A 15834-nucleotide genomic window follows, 5' to 3' on the forward strand; every position below is an offset into this window, starting at 1 on the left:
CCATGACCAGACCGATTGCCTTTTCCGCCGATCCGGCCTTTTTCGTGGCACCACCCACCCCGTCGCGGCGCCGGCTGGTGGTGGTCGCCGCCGACGACCGGTTGGCAGCGCTGCGTGCCGCCCCGGCGCTGGCGGAGGCTGCCGAGCCGGTGCTCGTCGCCCTGCCGGCCGCCAGCGCGGTGCCTGACGATGCCCTGGCCGGAGCCGACGTGGTGGTGATCGAGGTAGACCCGGCCGATGCCGGATCGAGCCGGCGGATCGCCGAGGTTCGCGCCAGCCATCCCGGCTTGCCGGTGATCGCGGCATTGCAGGGGGCCGACGCGGCGACGATGCGAACCCTGCTCAAGCAGGGCCTGGCCGACATCGCGCGGCTGCCCTTCGATCCGGCCGAGCTGGCCGGGCAGGTGAAGGCGATCGTCAACCAGTCGGCGGCCCTGGCGAACGGGCGCCCGCTGGCGCCGATGGTGGTCATGGCCGGCAGCAACGGCGGATGCGGGGTGACCACGGTGATCACCCATCTGGCCGCCGCCCTTGCCAGTGGTGGCCGCCGGGTCTGCGTCGTCGATCTCGACCTGCAGGGCGGCGAGGTGGCCTATTACCTCGGCCGGGAACCGCGGGTGACGATCGAGGCGCTGCTCGATGCGGGCGACCGGCTGGATGCCGAACTCCTGGCCAGCGCGGTCACCGACAGCGGGCGCGGATTTGCCGTGCTGGCCTCGCCCGAGGCGATCACCCCGCTCGACCATGTCGATGACAACCGCCTGCTGGCGCTGCTCTCGCTGGTGCGGCGCGAGTTCGATTTCGTCCTCGTCGACCTGCCCACCGACTGGACGAGCTGGGGCCTGTCGTTGGCGGCCAGTGCCACCCGCGTGCTCTTGCTGACCAATCCCGCCGTGGCGCCGATGCGACAGGCCAAGCGCCGGCTGCAATTGTTCGACAGCGTCGGCGTGGCCTCCGACCGCGTGGCGGTCGTGGTCAACCGCGCCGAGCATGGCCTGTTCAAGGCGATCGGCAGCGATGCGGTGGCCTCGGTGCTGGAGCACGACATTCTCGCCAGCCTTGCCGACCAGGAGGACGGGATCGTCCTTGCCCAGAACGAGGGCCGGTTGTTGCCCGAAATCCACCGCCACACCCGCTTCGGCACCGATGTCGAGGCGCTCGCCCGGATCCTGACCTCGTAAAAGGTGACCAGCCATGACCACGTGGAACATCAAGAAGCCGCAGGAGGAACAGGGCGACGAGCAGCCCGCCGTGGCGGTCGGGAGCGAAGAGGCCGGGCGGGCCGAGTTCAAGCGGATGCTCGATCTCAAGGTCTCGATCCACCGCTCGCTGCTCGACAAGATCAATCTCGCCGCGCTGGACCAGCTGCCCCACAGCCAGATCCGCGCGGATATCACCGAGATCGTGGCCGAACTGCTCCGCAGCCGGGGCGAGCCGCTCAATGCACAGGAGCGCGAGGCCCTGGTCAGCGAGGTGCTTGACGAACTGCTCGGCCTCGGACCGCTGGAGCCATTGCTCAAGGACGAGACGGTGACCGATATCCTGGTCAACGGCGCCGGGGAGGTGTTCGTCGAGCGCCAGGGCCTGCTCGAACACGCCCAGACCCGCTTCCAGGACGATCGCCACCTGCTGCGGATCATCCAGAAGATCGTCAGCGCCGTGGGGCGCCGGATCGACGAGGCATCGCCCTATGTCGATGCGCGCCTGGCCGACGGTTCGCGCGTCAACGCGATCATTCCGCCGCTGGCGATCGATGGCCCGGCGCTGTCGATCCGCAAGTTCGCCAAGAAGTGGATCAGCATGGACCGGCTGATCGAGCTTGGCACCATGCCCGAGGCGATGGCCGAAGTGCTCAAGGCGATCGTCAGCTCGCGGCGCAACGTGCTGATCTCGGGCGGCACCGGCTCGGGCAAGACGACCCTTCTCAACGCGATGTCATCCTACATTGGCCAGCGCGAGCGGATCATCACCATCGAGGACTCGGCGGAACTGCAATTGCAGCAGGAGCACGTCGTGCGCCTCGAAACCCGCCCGCCCAATATCGAGGGCAAGGGCGAGGTGAGCCAGCGCAACCTGGTCAAGAACTCGCTCCGGATGCGGCCCGACCGGATCATCGTCGGCGAAGTCCGCGCCGGCGAGGCTTTCGATATGCTCCAGGCGATGAACACCGGCCACGACGGCTCGATGACCACGGTCCACGCCAATTCGCCCCGCGATGCCCTGTCGCGCGTCGAGCAGATGATCGGGATGAGCGGGGTGGACATTTCCTCGCGCTCGGCCCGCGCGCAGATCGCCTCGGCCATGAACATCGTGGTCCAGATCGAGCGCCTGATCGACGGCCATCGCCGCATCGTCAGCGTGCAGGAGCTCACCGGCATGGAGGGCGACATCATCTCCATGCAGGAGATCTTTCACTTCAAGCCCACCGGGCGGGCCGCCGATGGCACCGTGCTTGGCCACTTCGAGGCAACCGGGATCCGGCCGCGCTTCCTGACCGAGGCTGCCGCCTACGGGGTTGCCCTGAGCGCCGACCTGTTCCGCCCCGAACTGAAGCTGACCTGATATGCCCCAGATCGTCATCCGCATCGCCGTCCTGCTGGCCATCTTCGCCTCGGTGTTCCTGGTATCGGAGCTGGTGCTCGGTGCCGCCTGGCGCCGCCGCGACCGGGGGGTGGCGATCAACCGGCGCCTCGCGCTGATCCGCGAGGGCACCAGCCGCGACCATGTCATGGCCGCGCTCCGCAAGAACACGCCGGGCGATGGCGGTGCCGCTGGTGGACTGCTGGCCGGGCCTTACCGGGCATTCCGCTCCATGCTGTTCGCCGCGGCCGTCCCGCTGGGCGCGCGCGAGGTTCTGCTGGCGATGGCCGGGGGCTTTGCCGCGGTGCTGGCCTTGCTGCTGATTGCCGCGAGGATGGCCGGGTTCGGCTCGCCGCTGGGCGTGATGGTGTTCTCGGCGGTGCTGGCCGGGATCCTGGCTGTCTTCCTGCCGGTGGCCATGCTCTCGATGCGCGGGCAGCGTCGGCGCAAGCGCATCGAGCAGCAGTTTCCCGTGGCGCTTGACATCTTCGTGCGCGCCCTGCGCGCCGGCCACCCGATCGCCTCGGCGCTGGAGATGCTGACCGAGGAAATGGCCGATCCGATCGGCAGCGAGTTCGGGCTGGTCGCCGACGAGGTGTCCTATGGCGCCGATCTCAAGGACGCGCTCCAGGCCATGGCCGACCGCTGGGACAATGACGACCTGCGGATGTTCGTGGTCTCGCTGTCGGTGCAGAGCGAAACGGGCGGCAATCTCGCCGAGATTCTCGAGAACCTCGCCGATGTTATCCGTGCCCGGGCCGCGATGTTCATGAAGGTGCGGGCGCTCAGTTCCGAGGGCCGGCTGACGGCCTGGATCCTGAGCGTGCTGCCGGCGGTCTCGCTGGCCGGGATGTTCCTCGTCAATCCCGCCTTCTACCTTGAAACCGCGCAGGACCCGATGTTCGTCTGGGGCTTCGGCATCCTGATCCTGCTCTATCTGGTCGGGCTCCTGTGGATCCGGCGCATGATCGACCTGAAGGTGTGACCATGACGACCTTCCTTGCAAGCATTGGCATCGCCCGCTCGGCCTTCCTGGTGGCGATCTTCGTCGCGGTGGTCGGCAGCCTGGTCGCGCTGTGGTCGGGCCTGGCCCACCGGCGGGCGCTCCGGTCGCAGCTCGCCCGGGTCAAGGGCGAAGGGACGATCGAGAGCAGCCCGTCGCTGCGCGAGGCCGCTGCCCACGGCGCCTGGGCGCGGATCGCCGGCACCGTCGAGGCGGCCGGTCTCGACCTGTCGGACACGCGCCAGGAGCGGCTGACCGCGCGCCTGCGCTCGGCCGGCTACTATTCGGCCGCGGCGCCCCAGGTCTTCACCCTGGCGCGGTTGCTCCTGCTGTTCGCGCTGCCGGGCGGGTTCCTGCTGCTGGCCTGGCTGACCGGCCACGTGCCGGGGTTCCTCGGAGCCTACGTGGCGGGCACGGCCCTGGCCCTGCTCGGGCTCTACCTGCCTAATCTCTATGTCCAGGCGCGGATCGACCGGCGCCGCGACGAAATCACCCGGGGCTTTCCCGATTGCCTCGACCTGCTGATCGTCTGCGTCCAGTCGGGCCTCGGGATCGAGGCCTCGCTTGATCGGGTCGGCCGGGAAATGGCGATTTCGCACCCGCTGATCGCCGAGCTCCTGTCCGTCACCACCCTGCAACTGCGGGCCGGCGCATCGCGCGAGGATGCCTTCCGCAAGCTGGCCACCCTGGCCCAGGTGGAGGAAATCCGCTCGTTCACCACGCTGATCATTCAGTCGGACAAGCTGGGCACCAGCATTGTCGCAACGCTGCGGGTCTATGCCGGCGAGATGCGCGAGATGCGGCGCCTGCGGGCGGAAGAGAAGGCCCACCGGCTGCCGGTGCTGATGTCGATCCCGCTGGTCACCTGTATGCTGCCGGTCATGGTCGGCGTGATGATGCTGCCCGCCGCGATCCGCATGATCCGCCAGATCATCCCTGCCATGCTTGGAGGTTGAGATGCCGATAGCAAAACACCGCGCCCTGTCCGTCGCCCTCGCCTGCACCGCGCTGCTCGGGCTGGGGGGCTGCAAGATCTTCGGCGTGCACCGTTCGTTGAGCCCGCAGGCGGTCGCGCTGGAGACGCGCTCGGAGGTGTGGTTCGCCGGCCAGTTGCAGGCCGGCAAGGCGGCCCTGGCGGACGGGCGTTTTGCCGAGGCGGTGGTTGCCTTCAGCAACCTGCGGGGCGAACCTGGCTATGACGCGGAAGCCTGCAACGGGCTGGCCATCGCCTATGCCGGGATCGGGCGGACGGACCTCGCCGCGAACTACTTCCGCCGGGCGATCCTTGCCTCGCCGGATGACGCGCGCTTCCGGCGCAACCTCGCCATGCTGGAAGATCGGCTGGCGCCCGCGAAGGAGCCGGCCCGCGCGGCGCTGGCCGATGCCACGAAGGGCGCCCCGATCGCTTCCGGTGCTGCGCCCGAGGCGGCGGTGCGGGTGGCTGCCCGGCCCCGGATCGCGCTGGCCCGGGTGTCGGATCAAGAGGTCATGCTCCAAGCGGCGCCGGGTGTGGCGCAGTGGGAGCCGGTGCGGATGCCGCGCCCGGCCGTGCTGGCGAAGGTTTCGGGATCACATGGCCGGACCATCGTGATGCGCCCGGCGGCGCCGGCGGCCTATCCGGTCCGCATCGTGTTCGGCCGCGACACGATCGGCCGGGTGCTGCGGTGAACCTGCTCCACGCATTGGGGACCGCGGCCCTGGCCACGGCGGCGGTCACGGCCGCGTGGTTCGACCTGCACCGCCGCATCGTTCCCAACCTGCTGTGCGCGGCGACTTTCGTGGCCGGGCTCGGGTTTGTCGCGGCTGTTTCGGGCACGGCGGCGGCCGGGCTGGCGCTGCTGCACGGCGCGATGGCGCTGGCCGCCGGCATGGGCCTGTTCGCGGCGCGGCTGGTGGGGGGCGGCGATGCCAAGTTCTATGCCGCCGTGGCCGCCTGGTTTCCGATTGCCCGGGGGTTCACCCTGCTGGAAGCGGTCGCCCTGGCGGGGCTGGTGCTGACCATGGCGCTGTGGTGGCCCTTGCGGAGCCGCCGCCGCCGCGCGCAGGCAGCCGGAACCCTTGAACAGTCCGTGTCCTTCACGATGGTGCCCTATGCCGTGGCGATCGGGGCTGGCGGGGTCATCGCGCGGGTGGTCGCGGGGTAATGGCGCGGGGCGCCAGCAGGGCGCTCCCGCCGGCAGGACGGTTTTCCGCCGCGGGGCGGTGACGACGAGGTGAAGCATGGCCTGGTGGACCGTTGGGATCGAACCGCTCCGGCTCGCGTCGCAGGGGCGGACAGGCCTGCCGCGATATGTCCTGCAGGTGCCCGTGCTGCCCGATGGCCGGCTGTCTGCCGGGCAATTGCGGTCGTCGCCCGATCAGGCGCGGATCTGGCGCCTGGCTCCCGACCGGCGAACAGGCTGCCGGGCCGGCGCCCTGCGCCTGATCGATTGCCAGTGGGTCTGCCGGTGGGATTGCGGCCCGGACGGAGCTGGCACCGAACTGCGCCTGATGGGCGCCAGCTTCCGCCATGGTGACTGCATCGGCCTTCGCTCACGCGGCGGCACACTGCTCCTCTACCGGGTTGGCGAGCGGTTTGCGGACCAGCCGGGGCTTTGGCGCTGCCACTAGGCGATCGGCCGGTGCGCCTGCCGATGCCTGCCGGGCGAGGAACACCAGTTGCAGGGCTTCCGAGAGGCTGCGCGTACCCAGCTTCCGCATGGCCCGTGCGCGGTAGAATTCGACCGTGCGCGGGCTGACGCCCAGATCGTAGGCGATGACCTTGTTGGCCTGGCCCCGGGCCAGGCCGTCGACCACCTCGCGCTCGCGCCGGGTGAGCCGGGCGATCGCCTCGCAGGCCTGGTCGCGCGCGTGGCCGTCGCTCTCCTCGCGGTCCAGCGTGTTCCAGGCCGCATCGAGCGCGGCGTGAAGGTCGGCCTTGCCGAACGGCTTCTGGAGATAGTCGACCGCGCCTTCCTTCATGGCCGCGACCGCCGAGGAAACGTCGCCATGACCGGTGATGATGACGACCGGCATCCGGCAGCCATTGGTGTGCAGGTGCTGCTGCAATTGCAGCCCGGTCATGCCCGGCATCTGGACATCGAGCAGGATGCAACCCGGCTCAAGGTCCCCGAGGTGCTGGAGAAAGGCCTTCGCGCAACAGTGCCGGGTCGTGGCGAAACCGTCGGTTTCGAGCAGGAAGGACACGGAATCGAGAACGTCCGGATCATCGTCGACGATGTGCACGACATGGCTCGGCATGGTTAACCCCCCTTGGTCTGTTCTGGTTTGGATGCGGCGACGGGAAGGGTGAAGCGCAAGGCCGCCCCGCCCAGGTCGATCGAGCGCTCCGCGCGGATCTGGCCGCCGGTGGCTTCCACGATCTGCTTGCAGATCGCCAGTCCCACCCCCATCCCGCCGCTCTTGGTGGTGACGAAGCTGCGGAACAGCGTCTGCGCGATCTCGTCGGCGATGCCCGGGCCGCTGTCCTCGACCGCGATTTCGACGAAGCCGGGCTGGTCGGCCAGCCGCGCGCCGATCCGCAGCCGGTGCTTGTGGCCGCCGGCTCGGTCAAGCTCCTCCAGGGCATTGCGGATGAGGTTGAAAACCACCTGCTGCGCCAGCAGCGGATCGGCCAGCACGGGCGGCAGATCGCGGGGGAGGGCGGTGGTGAGGCGGGTGCACCGCCGCGAGCCGTTGATCAGCGCCAGCGCGATGGCCTCGTCGACGAAGGAAGCAACCGCGACGGGTCGGGTCCGTGGCTCGCCCCCCTTGATGAATTCGCGGACCCGGTGAAGCAATTGTCCCGCGCTCAGCGCATGGTTGATGCAGGTGTCTGCCAGGCGGAGGAATTCCTCACGGCCGGCAATGTCGGTCCGCTTCTGCAGCAGGCTTCGCAGCGCCTCGGCATAGTTGGCGATGGCGGTGAGCGGCTGGTTCAGCTCGTGCGCGATCGCCGTGGCCATCGCACCCATCGCCGCGACGCGCGAGGTGTGGGCCAGTTCGCCCAGCATCGCCTGCAATTCGCGGCGATGGCCATCCGGTTCGCCAAGCGCCCTGAGGTGGGCGACACGGCAGGTGTCGCCGCGCAGTTCTATTTCCCTGAGCGCGACCTCTACCGGAAAGATGCTGCCGTCCTTGCGCCGGGCGTTCTCGACCCGGGGCGCGCCCGCCACCCAAGGCTCACCCGGCGCGCCCTGGCGGGCGACGTGCCCTTCGGGCAGGTCGCCTGGGTGACGGGCGAACAGGCTGGCGAAGGGGCGCCCGATCGTCTCGTCTTCGGTGTAGCCGAACAGGGATTCGGCCGCCTGGCAGAAGGCAAGGATGCGATGGTCGCGATCGGCCACGACCATTGCGAAAGGCTGCATCGCCAGCGCGGCCAGTGCCGGAACCGGATGAAGCCGGTCAGACGCCGAGCGCTCAGGCTCGCTGGATGTGTCGGTCATGGCGCCCCCCCCGATTGGTCGACCGGCAGGAGCCGTCGTTCGACCGGAATGCTTCTAATTGACACCAGGGAAAGTTGGATTCCTTGAGCATGATCAAATTATCAGTAACGTCGGTCACGGTTATGATTCATGTGGAGTAAGTTGAAAGTCGTCATGAATTACGTGGCGGTCCAGTGGTCGTTGCGGGCGGGGAACTCGGGTTCCCGGTAGCCGGCGGCGGGCCGTTCGGCGCCGGTACTGAAGACGTTTGCGCCGCAGGGCGCCAAGTTGCGCCTGTCGGGGCTGATCGGGCCGAAACGGCGCGCGCCATTCATTGCAGGGCGATCGCGGCAGGCCTATATGTGGGCGGCAAGGACAGGCTTCATGCTCCGACCCTCCGCGGTGTGCCGGATGCGGCAGCGGGCCGCGAGCCGGGGTTCCTGAAGGGCTTGTCGTCTGTTCGTTGGCCGTGCCGGGATGGCATCCGGGGATTGTCCCGGGGACATCGATCGCGCGGCAGAGGAGGCCAAGGTGCTGCTTGGCGATTGCTTCCGGCGATTGGGCCGCAAGCCGCGGCTCCTGACCATCGAACTCGTGGCCGGTGACCGGATGGCGCTGGGACGGACGATCTGCAGGTTCACCAGGGCCGAGCGCGCGGCCCTGCCGTGGCCCGACGCCCATACGGCCAGGCTCTACGAGCGGCTGATGGCGCGCAACCCCAGGGGATACGACGGCTGGCATCCCGGCGGCGAACAGCGGGTGCCGGTCCGCCTGTCGGCGGCGCAGTGGCGAATGGTGGATCACCTGTGCACACAGCAGCTCGCGGCCACGCCCAATGCATGGCCATCGCGGATCCTTGCCGCGATCGGGGCGAGTGCCGGTGCGACCGATGGTGCGGCCGCATGACCGGCTCCGCCGCCAGCGAACCGCCCATGCGATGCCCCGCAACGGGATAGCAAGCAGGGAGCAACCATGCAGGAAAAGGAACTGCGCCTCGCCATCGTCTACTTCGGCGGCGTTTCGCTCGCCATCTACCAGCATGGCGTCAACGTCGAGATCCTGAACCTCATCCGCGCATCAAAGGCCTTCCACGCTCCGCAGAATCCGGTCCTGCGCCATGACCCGGGCCGGTCCTATGCAACCGAGCCCGATATCGCCCGGGCCGGCGAAAGCGCATCGACCGAAACGGTCTACTTCGATCTGCTCAAGGCCATCGCCAGGCAGGTGGACCTGCGGATCATGGCCGATGTCGTCTCGGGGTCCTCGGCCGGGGGGATCAATGCCGCGGTGATGGCCCGGGCGATCGCGCACGATCTGAGCATCGCGCCGCTGACCGCCATGTGGTTTGACCAGGCCGACATTCTCCAACTGATCACGCCCGCGGCGCGGGCCGGCAAGTGGAGCAAATGGTATGTCACGCCGATCATGAAGGTCGTCCTGGCGCGCATGGCGCGCGAGGGCGTGTTGCCGCGCGATGCCAGCCGGGACATCCGCCGGCGCCTGCTGACTTTTGTCCGTTCGCGCTGGTTCAAGCCGCCGTTCGACGGCCCGCACTTCTGCGCGCTGCTGCTCGACGGGATGATCGCCATGGCGAGCGGAGCGCCTTCCGGTTCGACCCTGCTGCCGCCCGAGACCCGGCTCGACCTGCGGATCTCGGTCACCGACTATCACGGCGCCGACAAGCTGATCTTCATGCACGACCCGCCGGTGGTGCGCGAGCGCGAGCACCGACAGATGCTGCAATTCGCCGCCATCCGCTCGTCGGCGGGGCTGACCCTGTCGGAGTTCGACGCCGGCAATGTCCCCTCGCTGGCCTTCGCCGCCCGCGCCTCGGCAAGCTACCCCGGCGCCTTCCCGCCGGCGCAGATCAGGGAAATGGCCGAACTGGTCGCCGGGCGCGGGCTGGAGTGGACCGGCAAGGAGCAGTTCCTCGCCAACAATTTCTCGCACTACCGGCAACTCGGCCTCGAACCCGAAGACGCGGTCCTGCTCGATGGCAGCATTCTCAACAACAAGCCGGTGCGGGCCGCCATCGATGCCGTGCGGCAGCACGCGGCCTATCGCGAGGTCGACCGCCGGCTGGTCTATATCGACCCCCATCCCGAACGGGCTGCCAACGAGCCGGTCCTGCAGGTTCCCGGCTTCTTCGCGACCCTGCGAAGCGCCCTGAGCGACCTGCCACGGCATGAGCCGATCTACGAGGAACTGGACGAGACCCATCGCTTCAACGAACAGATCGCCAGCCTCAAGTCGCTGGCCCGTTCCTCGCGCCACACGGTCGACGCGCTGATCGGCCAGGCCACGCACGGGGGGCTGGGTGGACGGTTCACGGTCGATCAGGTTCGCCACTGGCGGCTGACCTCCTCGAACCTCCTGGCTTCCTCCACGCTGACCTACAACGCCTGGATGGGTTCGCTGGTGCGCGAATCGATCGATCTCATCTGCGACCTGGCCTGCCGGGCCTGCAACCTCGACCGGCGCTCGCAGAATGCCCGGTGGATCACCCTGGTGGTCGAGGCCTGGGCCGAGGCGGAAGGGATGTTTCCGGCCGATTACCGCATTCCCGATACGGTCAACGTCGATGCCGACCTGCCGCCGTTTGGCCAGTTCGTGGTCAATTTCGGGGTGCGCTACAAGGCGCGCCGGATCAGCCACGTGCTTCACGAGATCAACGCGACCTACCAGCTTGATGCCGATGCCTTCGAGCCGCGGCTGGATTTCGAGCAGGTCGACGAACTCAAGCGGCAGGTCGGCAATTGTCTGCGCGGGCTTTACGTGTTCGAGACCGCGCAATTCCTCGAAAAGCTGCCGCTCGCCGCCATCCGCGAACTGTTCTGCTCACCCCGCAGCGGACCACGGCCAAGCCCGGTCCAGTTCGTCAGGCTGCGGCGTGCGGAACTGACCGCGCTGTTCGCCGGGATCGGCGCCACCTGCGGCCTGGTCGGTCTGAGCGGCGAACTCGACGAGGTTCTGTCCTCGCCGCTGGTGATGGCGCTGCATCCCAGGCTGCGCGAGGCGGTGCTGTCGGGATATCTGGGCTGGCCCTATGCCGACATCGTGCTCCTGCCCGCGATCAACGCCCTGGGCCTGAACGGGAACGCGCTCGAGGAGGTGCTGGTCGACCGGATCAGCCCGAAGGATGCCCGGTCGGTCTGCATCGGGTCGGAATGCGCGCCCCTGCGCGGCGAGACCGCGATCGGCTTTGGCGGGTTCCTCGATCGGGCCTCGCGCCAGAACGATTACCTCTGGGGCCGGATCCATGCGATCGACCGCCTGATCGATATCGTGGCCAGCACTTTCGATCCCGCCACGGACCTGGCCCTGCCCGATTTCGCCGCCTTCAAGAAAGCGGCCTTCGAGCGCGTGCTGCTGGACGAGGCCGATCGCCTGCCCGACATTCCCGAGGTTGTCGCCGCGGTGCGCTCTGCCGTTGCGAGGCTGTGATGGCCGGGGCAGCGATGGCGCCCGCGCCGGGCCGGAAGGGCGCCGATGCCGCGGGGTGGCGGCGCCCAGCCGAACGGCGGCGTATCCAACCGGGTGGTTGATCTGTATGGGCCATGGTTGCACTGGCGCCCAATGTTCAGGGCAGCCTGCCCGCCCGATTGCCGCCCCCGATCCACGCTCCATTCCCGCCAGCTGGGGATCGGGCCATGAAAGCTGCCTGCCCAACCCATGGTCATGACCGATCCCCTGCTTGCCGAACTTGGCTGGACCCCGTTTTTCAGCGCGCAGGTTTCGGCCGAGGAGGCGCGGAATTGCCGGCCGGTGCGCGTGATGGCCGTCCATCGCGGGATGATCGCGGTCGCGGGCGCGGGACTGGAGCGGATGATTCCGTCGCGGCTGCCCGAGGCCGACGGGGAGGAGGATCGCCCCACGGTGGGCGACTGGCTGCTGGTCGAGCGTGACAGCCTGGCGCCGGCGCGCATCCTGGCTCGGGCCAGCCTGTTCAAGCGCCGCGCGCCGGGCGACGACCGCCGGCTCCAGCTTATCGCCGCCAACGTCGACAAGCTGTTCATCGTCACCTCGTGCAACCAGGATTTCTCCCTTGCGCGGCTGGAGCGCTATCTCGTGCTCGCCCGCGAGGTGGGGGTCATGCCGGTCGTCGTCTTGACCAAGATCGACCTGGCCGACGATCCCGAACGGTTGCGCGATGCGGCGCGTGCCCTGCAGCCGGGGCTGGAGGTCGAAATGGTCGACGCGCGCGATCCGGCGAGCGTGGCCCGCCTGGCGGCGCGCTGCGGCAAGGGCGAGACCGTTGCCCTTCTCGGATCGTCGGGCGTCGGCAAGTCGACCCTGGTCAACACCATGCGCGGATCGGACAGCATCGCCACGCAGGCGGTCCGCAAGACCGACGGCAAGGGCCGCCACACCACCACCGTGCGCGAGATGCACCGCCTCGATCATGGCGGGTGGCTGCTCGACACGCCGGGGATGCGCGAGTTCCGGATGACGCAAGCCACAGCAGGCCTCGCCGAGGTGTTCGACGACCTGATGATCCTCGCCAGCGAGTGCCGGTTTTCCGATTGCACCCACGGGGCCGAGCCGGGGTGCGCCATTCAAGCGGCGATCGCGCAGGGAACGCTCACGCCGGCCCGCCTCCAGCGCTGGCACAAGCTGAGCGCGGAGGATGCCGACACCACGGGCAGTCTGGCCGGGCGGCGATCCCGTGCCGGCCGGCCGGGAACAAGGACATGAAACATGGCTGATCTTTATCTCAAGGCGCTGGAATCCGAGCGCAAGAGCCTGTGGGCCGCCTGCCGCCTCAAGGGGCTGGCCAAGGGCACGCCGGAACGGCTCCGGATCCAGGAGCTGGACCGCTTGCTGGCCGAGCACAAGGCCAGGAAGGCGGGCTAGGCGCCCGGTGGCGCCGCCTTGCACCGGCCCGGAACGGGGCCGGTCAGCGCTGCTTCTTCGCCGTGCTCGCGGTGAAATCGGGATCCTTGTTCGCCACCCAGTCGACGAATTTGCGGACCGCCGGATGGGCCAGCAGGCCATCCACGTCCATTCCGTGGCGCTGAAGCTCGGAATTGGTGAAATTGGCGATCAGCGTCTGCTGGCAGATCGGGTGCATGGGCACCACGTCGCGCCCGCCCCGGCTCTTGGGCACGGGATGGTGCCAGACGATGGTCGCGCCGGTCGGCCGGCCGCAGAGCCAGCAGGGCACGGCCGGGGCCGCGGTCTCGTCCTCGCGGGGCGGGCAGTCGGCGGGGCCGTGTTTCAGATGCTTGCGGGCCATGGGTCTGCCTGATTTGCCTGGACTTGCGGCGCCCCCAGTAGCGGATGCGGCCAGCATTGCCATAGCCCGGCGCAGGCGGCGGGGCGGGGCAGGGCGATGGCGAGGCCCATTTCGGCGCGGCGGCCTTGCGTCCGGCCCCGCAATGGACAAGGTTGCGCCACCAGCCCGCGAGCCGATCCAGCGAAGATGGCCGCAGGCAGCCACGTCCCGGGAGAGACGCAGATGATGACAGAGGCGCAAGGCCGGAACGCGATCTATCCGGGCTGGAAGGTGCTGGGGGCGGCGTTCGCCTGCTCGATGCTGACGCTTGGCGCGACCTTTTCCTCGTTCGGGCTGTTCATCCTGCCCTTGTCGAAGGAACTCGGGCTGAGCCGGGCCGAGATGAGTTCCGGGATGATGGCGCTGCTGATCGGCCTCGCGGTCTGGTCGCCGCTGGCCGGCTACCTGGTCGATCGCATCCGGGCCAGGCGGGTGGTGATGGGCGGCGGGCTCCTGTTGATGACCGGCGCCGCGGTGATCGCCACCGTGCCCTCGGGCCTCGCCGCGCTGGGGGCGGCCTTCTTCCTGATCGCATTCGGCATTGCCTGTGCCGGCCCCTTGACCGGCAGCGCCCTCGTTACCCGCTGGTTCCAGCGCCGCCGGGGCCGGGCGCTGGGCATCCTGGCGGTGTCCACCTCGACCGGCGGGGTAGTCATTCCCCCGCTGCTGGCCATGCTGATCATCCATCTCGGCGCCCGCTCGACCCTGCTGCTGCTGGGCTGCGCGGTGGGCGTGGCGATCATGGTCCTGGCCATGGCCTTCCTGACCGACCGCCCGACCCGGCAGCAACTGGCCGATGCCGATGAAGCCCTCGATGCGGAAGCGGTCGGCTTCGGCCATGGCGCCGAGGCGTCCTCACCGGCGGGCGGCGAGAGCCTGTGGGCCTGCGTTGCCACGTCGCGGTTCTGGCTGATCCTGCTGTGCACCGGCACGCTGATCGCGCTCGAGCAGACCCTGCTCACGCTCAACGTGCCGATCTTCATGGGCCATGGCATCACGCTCCAGTCGGCCTCGTTCATGGTGGCCTGCCAATCGGGCGCGGCCACGGTGGGCAAGCTGACGGTCGGCTTCCTGCTGGAACGCTTCGATCCGCGCCGGATGTTCAGCGTGGTGGCGGGCCTGCACGCGCTGTTCGTGCTGTTCTACATCTTCTGGCCGGGCCATGCGGTGATGTTCGTGGCGCTGGGGGTGCTGGGCCTGGCCATCGGCGCTGCCATGCCGATCCAGTTGACGCTGATCGCCGCGGCCTTTCCCGATCGCACCTTCGGGCGGGTCTATGGCACCATCGGCTTCGGCACCCAGGTCATCTCGATCGCCTTCCTGGGCCTGGCGGGCCGGGCCTTCGAGGTGCTCGGCCGCTATGACCAGGCTTTCTGGCTGTTCGGTTTCCTGGCCATGGCCTCGGCGCTGCTGATCTTCATGCTGGGCCGCAAGGGCGGCGCGGGCCATGAGGTGCGGCCCGCGGCAGCCTGACCGCGGCCACCTGACCGCGGCCACCTGACCGCGGCCACCCTGGCGCCGCTCCCCCCGCTCACGCCGACCCTTCCCGACCGACCACACAGGATAGCCAATGGCCACGCCCGCTTCGCCCAAGTTCGTCATGCTGCCGCCCCACAGCGGCCCCGCGCGGGACTGGGCCGCGCGGCTGATGCGCGACGTCCCGGAAATCCGCCTCTTTGTCCCCGAGGATGAAGCCGGCGCGATCCGGGAAATCGCCGATGCCGATGCGGCCTTCGGTTTCCTGACGCCGCCGCTGCTGGCCGCGGCCAGCCGGCTGCGGTGGCTCCAGGCGCCCTTCGCCGCGCCGCCGGCCGGCTTCTACTATCCGGCGCTGATCGAGCATGAGTTGGCGGTCACCAATTTCCGCGAGATCTACAATGATCACATCGGCGCCCACATCATGGCGCTGGTCCTGGCCTTCGCTCGCGGCCTGCAGTTCTACTGGCCGCGCCAGGCGCGCGGGGAATGGAACCCGAAGGGTCTGCGCCCGGCGGTCCATCTCCCGGAGGCCACGGCGCTGATCGTCGGCCTTGGTGGGATCGGCGCGGAGGCCGCGCGGCTGCTCGATGCCTTCGGGGTTACCGTGCTGGCCACCGATGCGCGGCGCACCGATCCTGGCCCGCACGTGCGCGAACTCCACGGTCCCGAGCAGCTCGACAGCCTGCTGCCCCGGGCCGATTTCGTGATCCTGACGATCCCGCATACCCCGGCCACCGAAGGCCTGTTCGACCGCGCCCGGTTCCAGCGGATGAAGCCACTGTCCTATTTCATCAACATCGGCCGGGGCATGACGACCCGGCTCGACGATCTTGCCGACGCCCTGGCGGCGGGCGAGATTTCGGGCGCGGGGCTGGACGTGTTCGAGCAGGAGCCGCTCCCGTCCGATCACCGGCTGTGGCACCTGCCCGGGGTCATCATCACGCCCCACGTGGCCGGGCGCGGCCCCTACCTGGACGAGCGCCGCTACGAGATCCTGCGCGACAATTGCCGGCAGTTTGCCCGGGGCGCGGCGCTTCGCAACGTGGTCGACAAGGCGAACTGGTTCTGAGCCGGGCCGGCCGGCGCCGTCCGGC

15 protein-coding genes are annotated in these 15834 nt (G+C 69.1%); 12 read left to right on the forward strand and 3 right to left on the reverse strand.

The window, feature by feature from the left end; all coding sequences use genetic code 11:
* The first annotated feature begins 2 nt into the window (after positions 1 to 2).
* From ACFOD9_RS07230 to ACFOD9_RS07255, 6 genes are read left to right on the forward strand one after another with little or no spacing between them, the layout of a single operon-like run.
* Positions 3 to 1181 carry an AAA family ATPase gene (locus tag ACFOD9_RS07230; RefSeq protein ID WP_379509412.1) on the forward strand — a complete coding sequence of 393 codons (1179 nt, stop codon included), beginning with the start codon at positions 3 to 5 and terminating at the stop codon, positions 1179 to 1181.
* A gap of 13 nt (positions 1182 to 1194) precedes the next feature.
* Positions 1195 to 2562 (forward strand): CpaF family protein, encoded by a 1368-nt coding sequence (locus ACFOD9_RS07235; protein ID WP_379509413.1) that lies wholly within the window; start codon positions 1195 to 1197, stop codon positions 2560 to 2562.
* 1 nt (position 2563) lies between these two features.
* Positions 2564 to 3565, forward strand: a complete 1002-nt coding sequence (locus ACFOD9_RS07240) for a type II secretion system F family protein (protein ID WP_379509414.1) — start codon at positions 2564 to 2566, stop codon at positions 3563 to 3565.
* Between the two features lie 2 nt (positions 3566 to 3567).
* On the forward strand, positions 3568 to 4539 hold the full coding sequence (locus ACFOD9_RS07245) for a type II secretion system F family protein (protein WP_379509415.1): 972 nt from the start codon (positions 3568 to 3570) through the stop codon (positions 4537 to 4539).
* Position 4540: 1 nt separating this feature from the next.
* The gene (locus ACFOD9_RS07250) at positions 4541 to 5251 is read left to right on the forward strand and encodes a tetratricopeptide repeat protein (RefSeq protein WP_379509416.1); all 711 of its coding nucleotides are present in this window, start codon (positions 4541 to 4543) and stop codon (positions 5249 to 5251) included.
* The gene (locus ACFOD9_RS07255; protein WP_379509417.1) at positions 5248 to 5727 is read left to right on the forward strand and encodes an A24 family peptidase; all 480 of its coding nucleotides are present in this window, start codon (positions 5248 to 5250) and stop codon (positions 5725 to 5727) included. The genes ACFOD9_RS07250 and ACFOD9_RS07255 overlap by 4 nt, the downstream gene beginning before the upstream one ends.
* 388 nt (positions 5728 to 6115) lie before the next feature.
* Here the strand turns inward: ACFOD9_RS07255 and ACFOD9_RS07260 are convergent, their stop codons facing one another.
* Together ACFOD9_RS07260 and ACFOD9_RS07265 are read right to left on the reverse strand one after the other, a co-directional pair.
* Positions 6116 to 6823, reverse strand: a complete 708-nt coding sequence (locus ACFOD9_RS07260; RefSeq protein ID WP_379509418.1) for a response regulator transcription factor — start codon at positions 6821 to 6823, stop codon at positions 6116 to 6118.
* Between the two features lie 2 nt (positions 6824 to 6825).
* Positions 6826 to 8007: a sensor histidine kinase gene (locus ACFOD9_RS07265; protein WP_379509419.1), complete on the reverse strand. Its 1182-nt coding sequence runs from the start codon at positions 8005 to 8007 to the stop codon at positions 6826 to 6828.
* Positions 8008 to 8517: 510 nt separating this feature from the next.
* Here ACFOD9_RS07265 and ACFOD9_RS07270 point away from each other — a divergent pair.
* From ACFOD9_RS07270 to ACFOD9_RS07285, 4 genes are all read left to right on the forward strand, one after another.
* Positions 8518 to 8892 carry a hypothetical protein gene (locus tag ACFOD9_RS07270; RefSeq protein ID WP_379509420.1) on the forward strand — a complete coding sequence of 125 codons (375 nt, stop codon included), beginning with the start codon at positions 8518 to 8520 and terminating at the stop codon, positions 8890 to 8892.
* 66 nt (positions 8893 to 8958) lie between these two features.
* The gene (locus ACFOD9_RS07275; protein WP_379509421.1) at positions 8959 to 11430 is read left to right on the forward strand and encodes a patatin-like protein; all 2472 of its coding nucleotides are present in this window, start codon (positions 8959 to 8961) and stop codon (positions 11428 to 11430) included.
* A gap of 234 nt (positions 11431 to 11664) precedes the next feature.
* A complete protein-coding gene (gene rsgA / locus ACFOD9_RS07280) occupies positions 11665 to 12681 on the forward strand; it encodes a ribosome small subunit-dependent GTPase A (protein ID WP_379509422.1) in 1017 nt (338 codons plus the stop codon).
* A gap of 3 nt (positions 12682 to 12684) precedes the next feature.
* A complete protein-coding gene (locus tag ACFOD9_RS07285; RefSeq protein WP_379509423.1) occupies positions 12685 to 12840 on the forward strand; it encodes a hypothetical protein in 156 nt (51 codons plus the stop codon).
* A gap of 43 nt (positions 12841 to 12883) precedes the next feature.
* Here the strand turns inward: ACFOD9_RS07285 and ACFOD9_RS07290 are convergent, their stop codons facing one another.
* On the reverse strand, positions 12884 to 13222 hold the full coding sequence (locus tag ACFOD9_RS07290) for a hypothetical protein (RefSeq protein ID WP_379509424.1): 339 nt from the start codon (positions 13220 to 13222) through the stop codon (positions 12884 to 12886).
* Between the two features lie 186 nt (positions 13223 to 13408).
* On the opposite strand from ACFOD9_RS07290, the gene ACFOD9_RS07295 reads away from it, so the two are divergent.
* Together ACFOD9_RS07295 and ACFOD9_RS07300 are read left to right on the forward strand one after the other, a co-directional pair.
* The gene (locus tag ACFOD9_RS07295) at positions 13409 to 14734 is read left to right on the forward strand and encodes an MFS transporter (protein WP_379509425.1); all 1326 of its coding nucleotides are present in this window, start codon (positions 13409 to 13411) and stop codon (positions 14732 to 14734) included.
* 97 nt (positions 14735 to 14831) lie between these two features.
* Positions 14832 to 15809, forward strand: coding sequence for a D-2-hydroxyacid dehydrogenase (locus ACFOD9_RS07300; RefSeq protein ID WP_379509426.1), 978 nt, complete (start codon positions 14832 to 14834; stop codon positions 15807 to 15809).
* The last annotated feature ends 25 nt before the right edge of the window (positions 15810 to 15834 follow it).

The sequence above is a fragment of the Novosphingobium bradum genome (genome assembly GCF_042646485.1).
Classification (GTDB): Bacteria; Pseudomonadota; Alphaproteobacteria; order Sphingomonadales; family Sphingomonadaceae; genus Novosphingobium; species Novosphingobium bradum.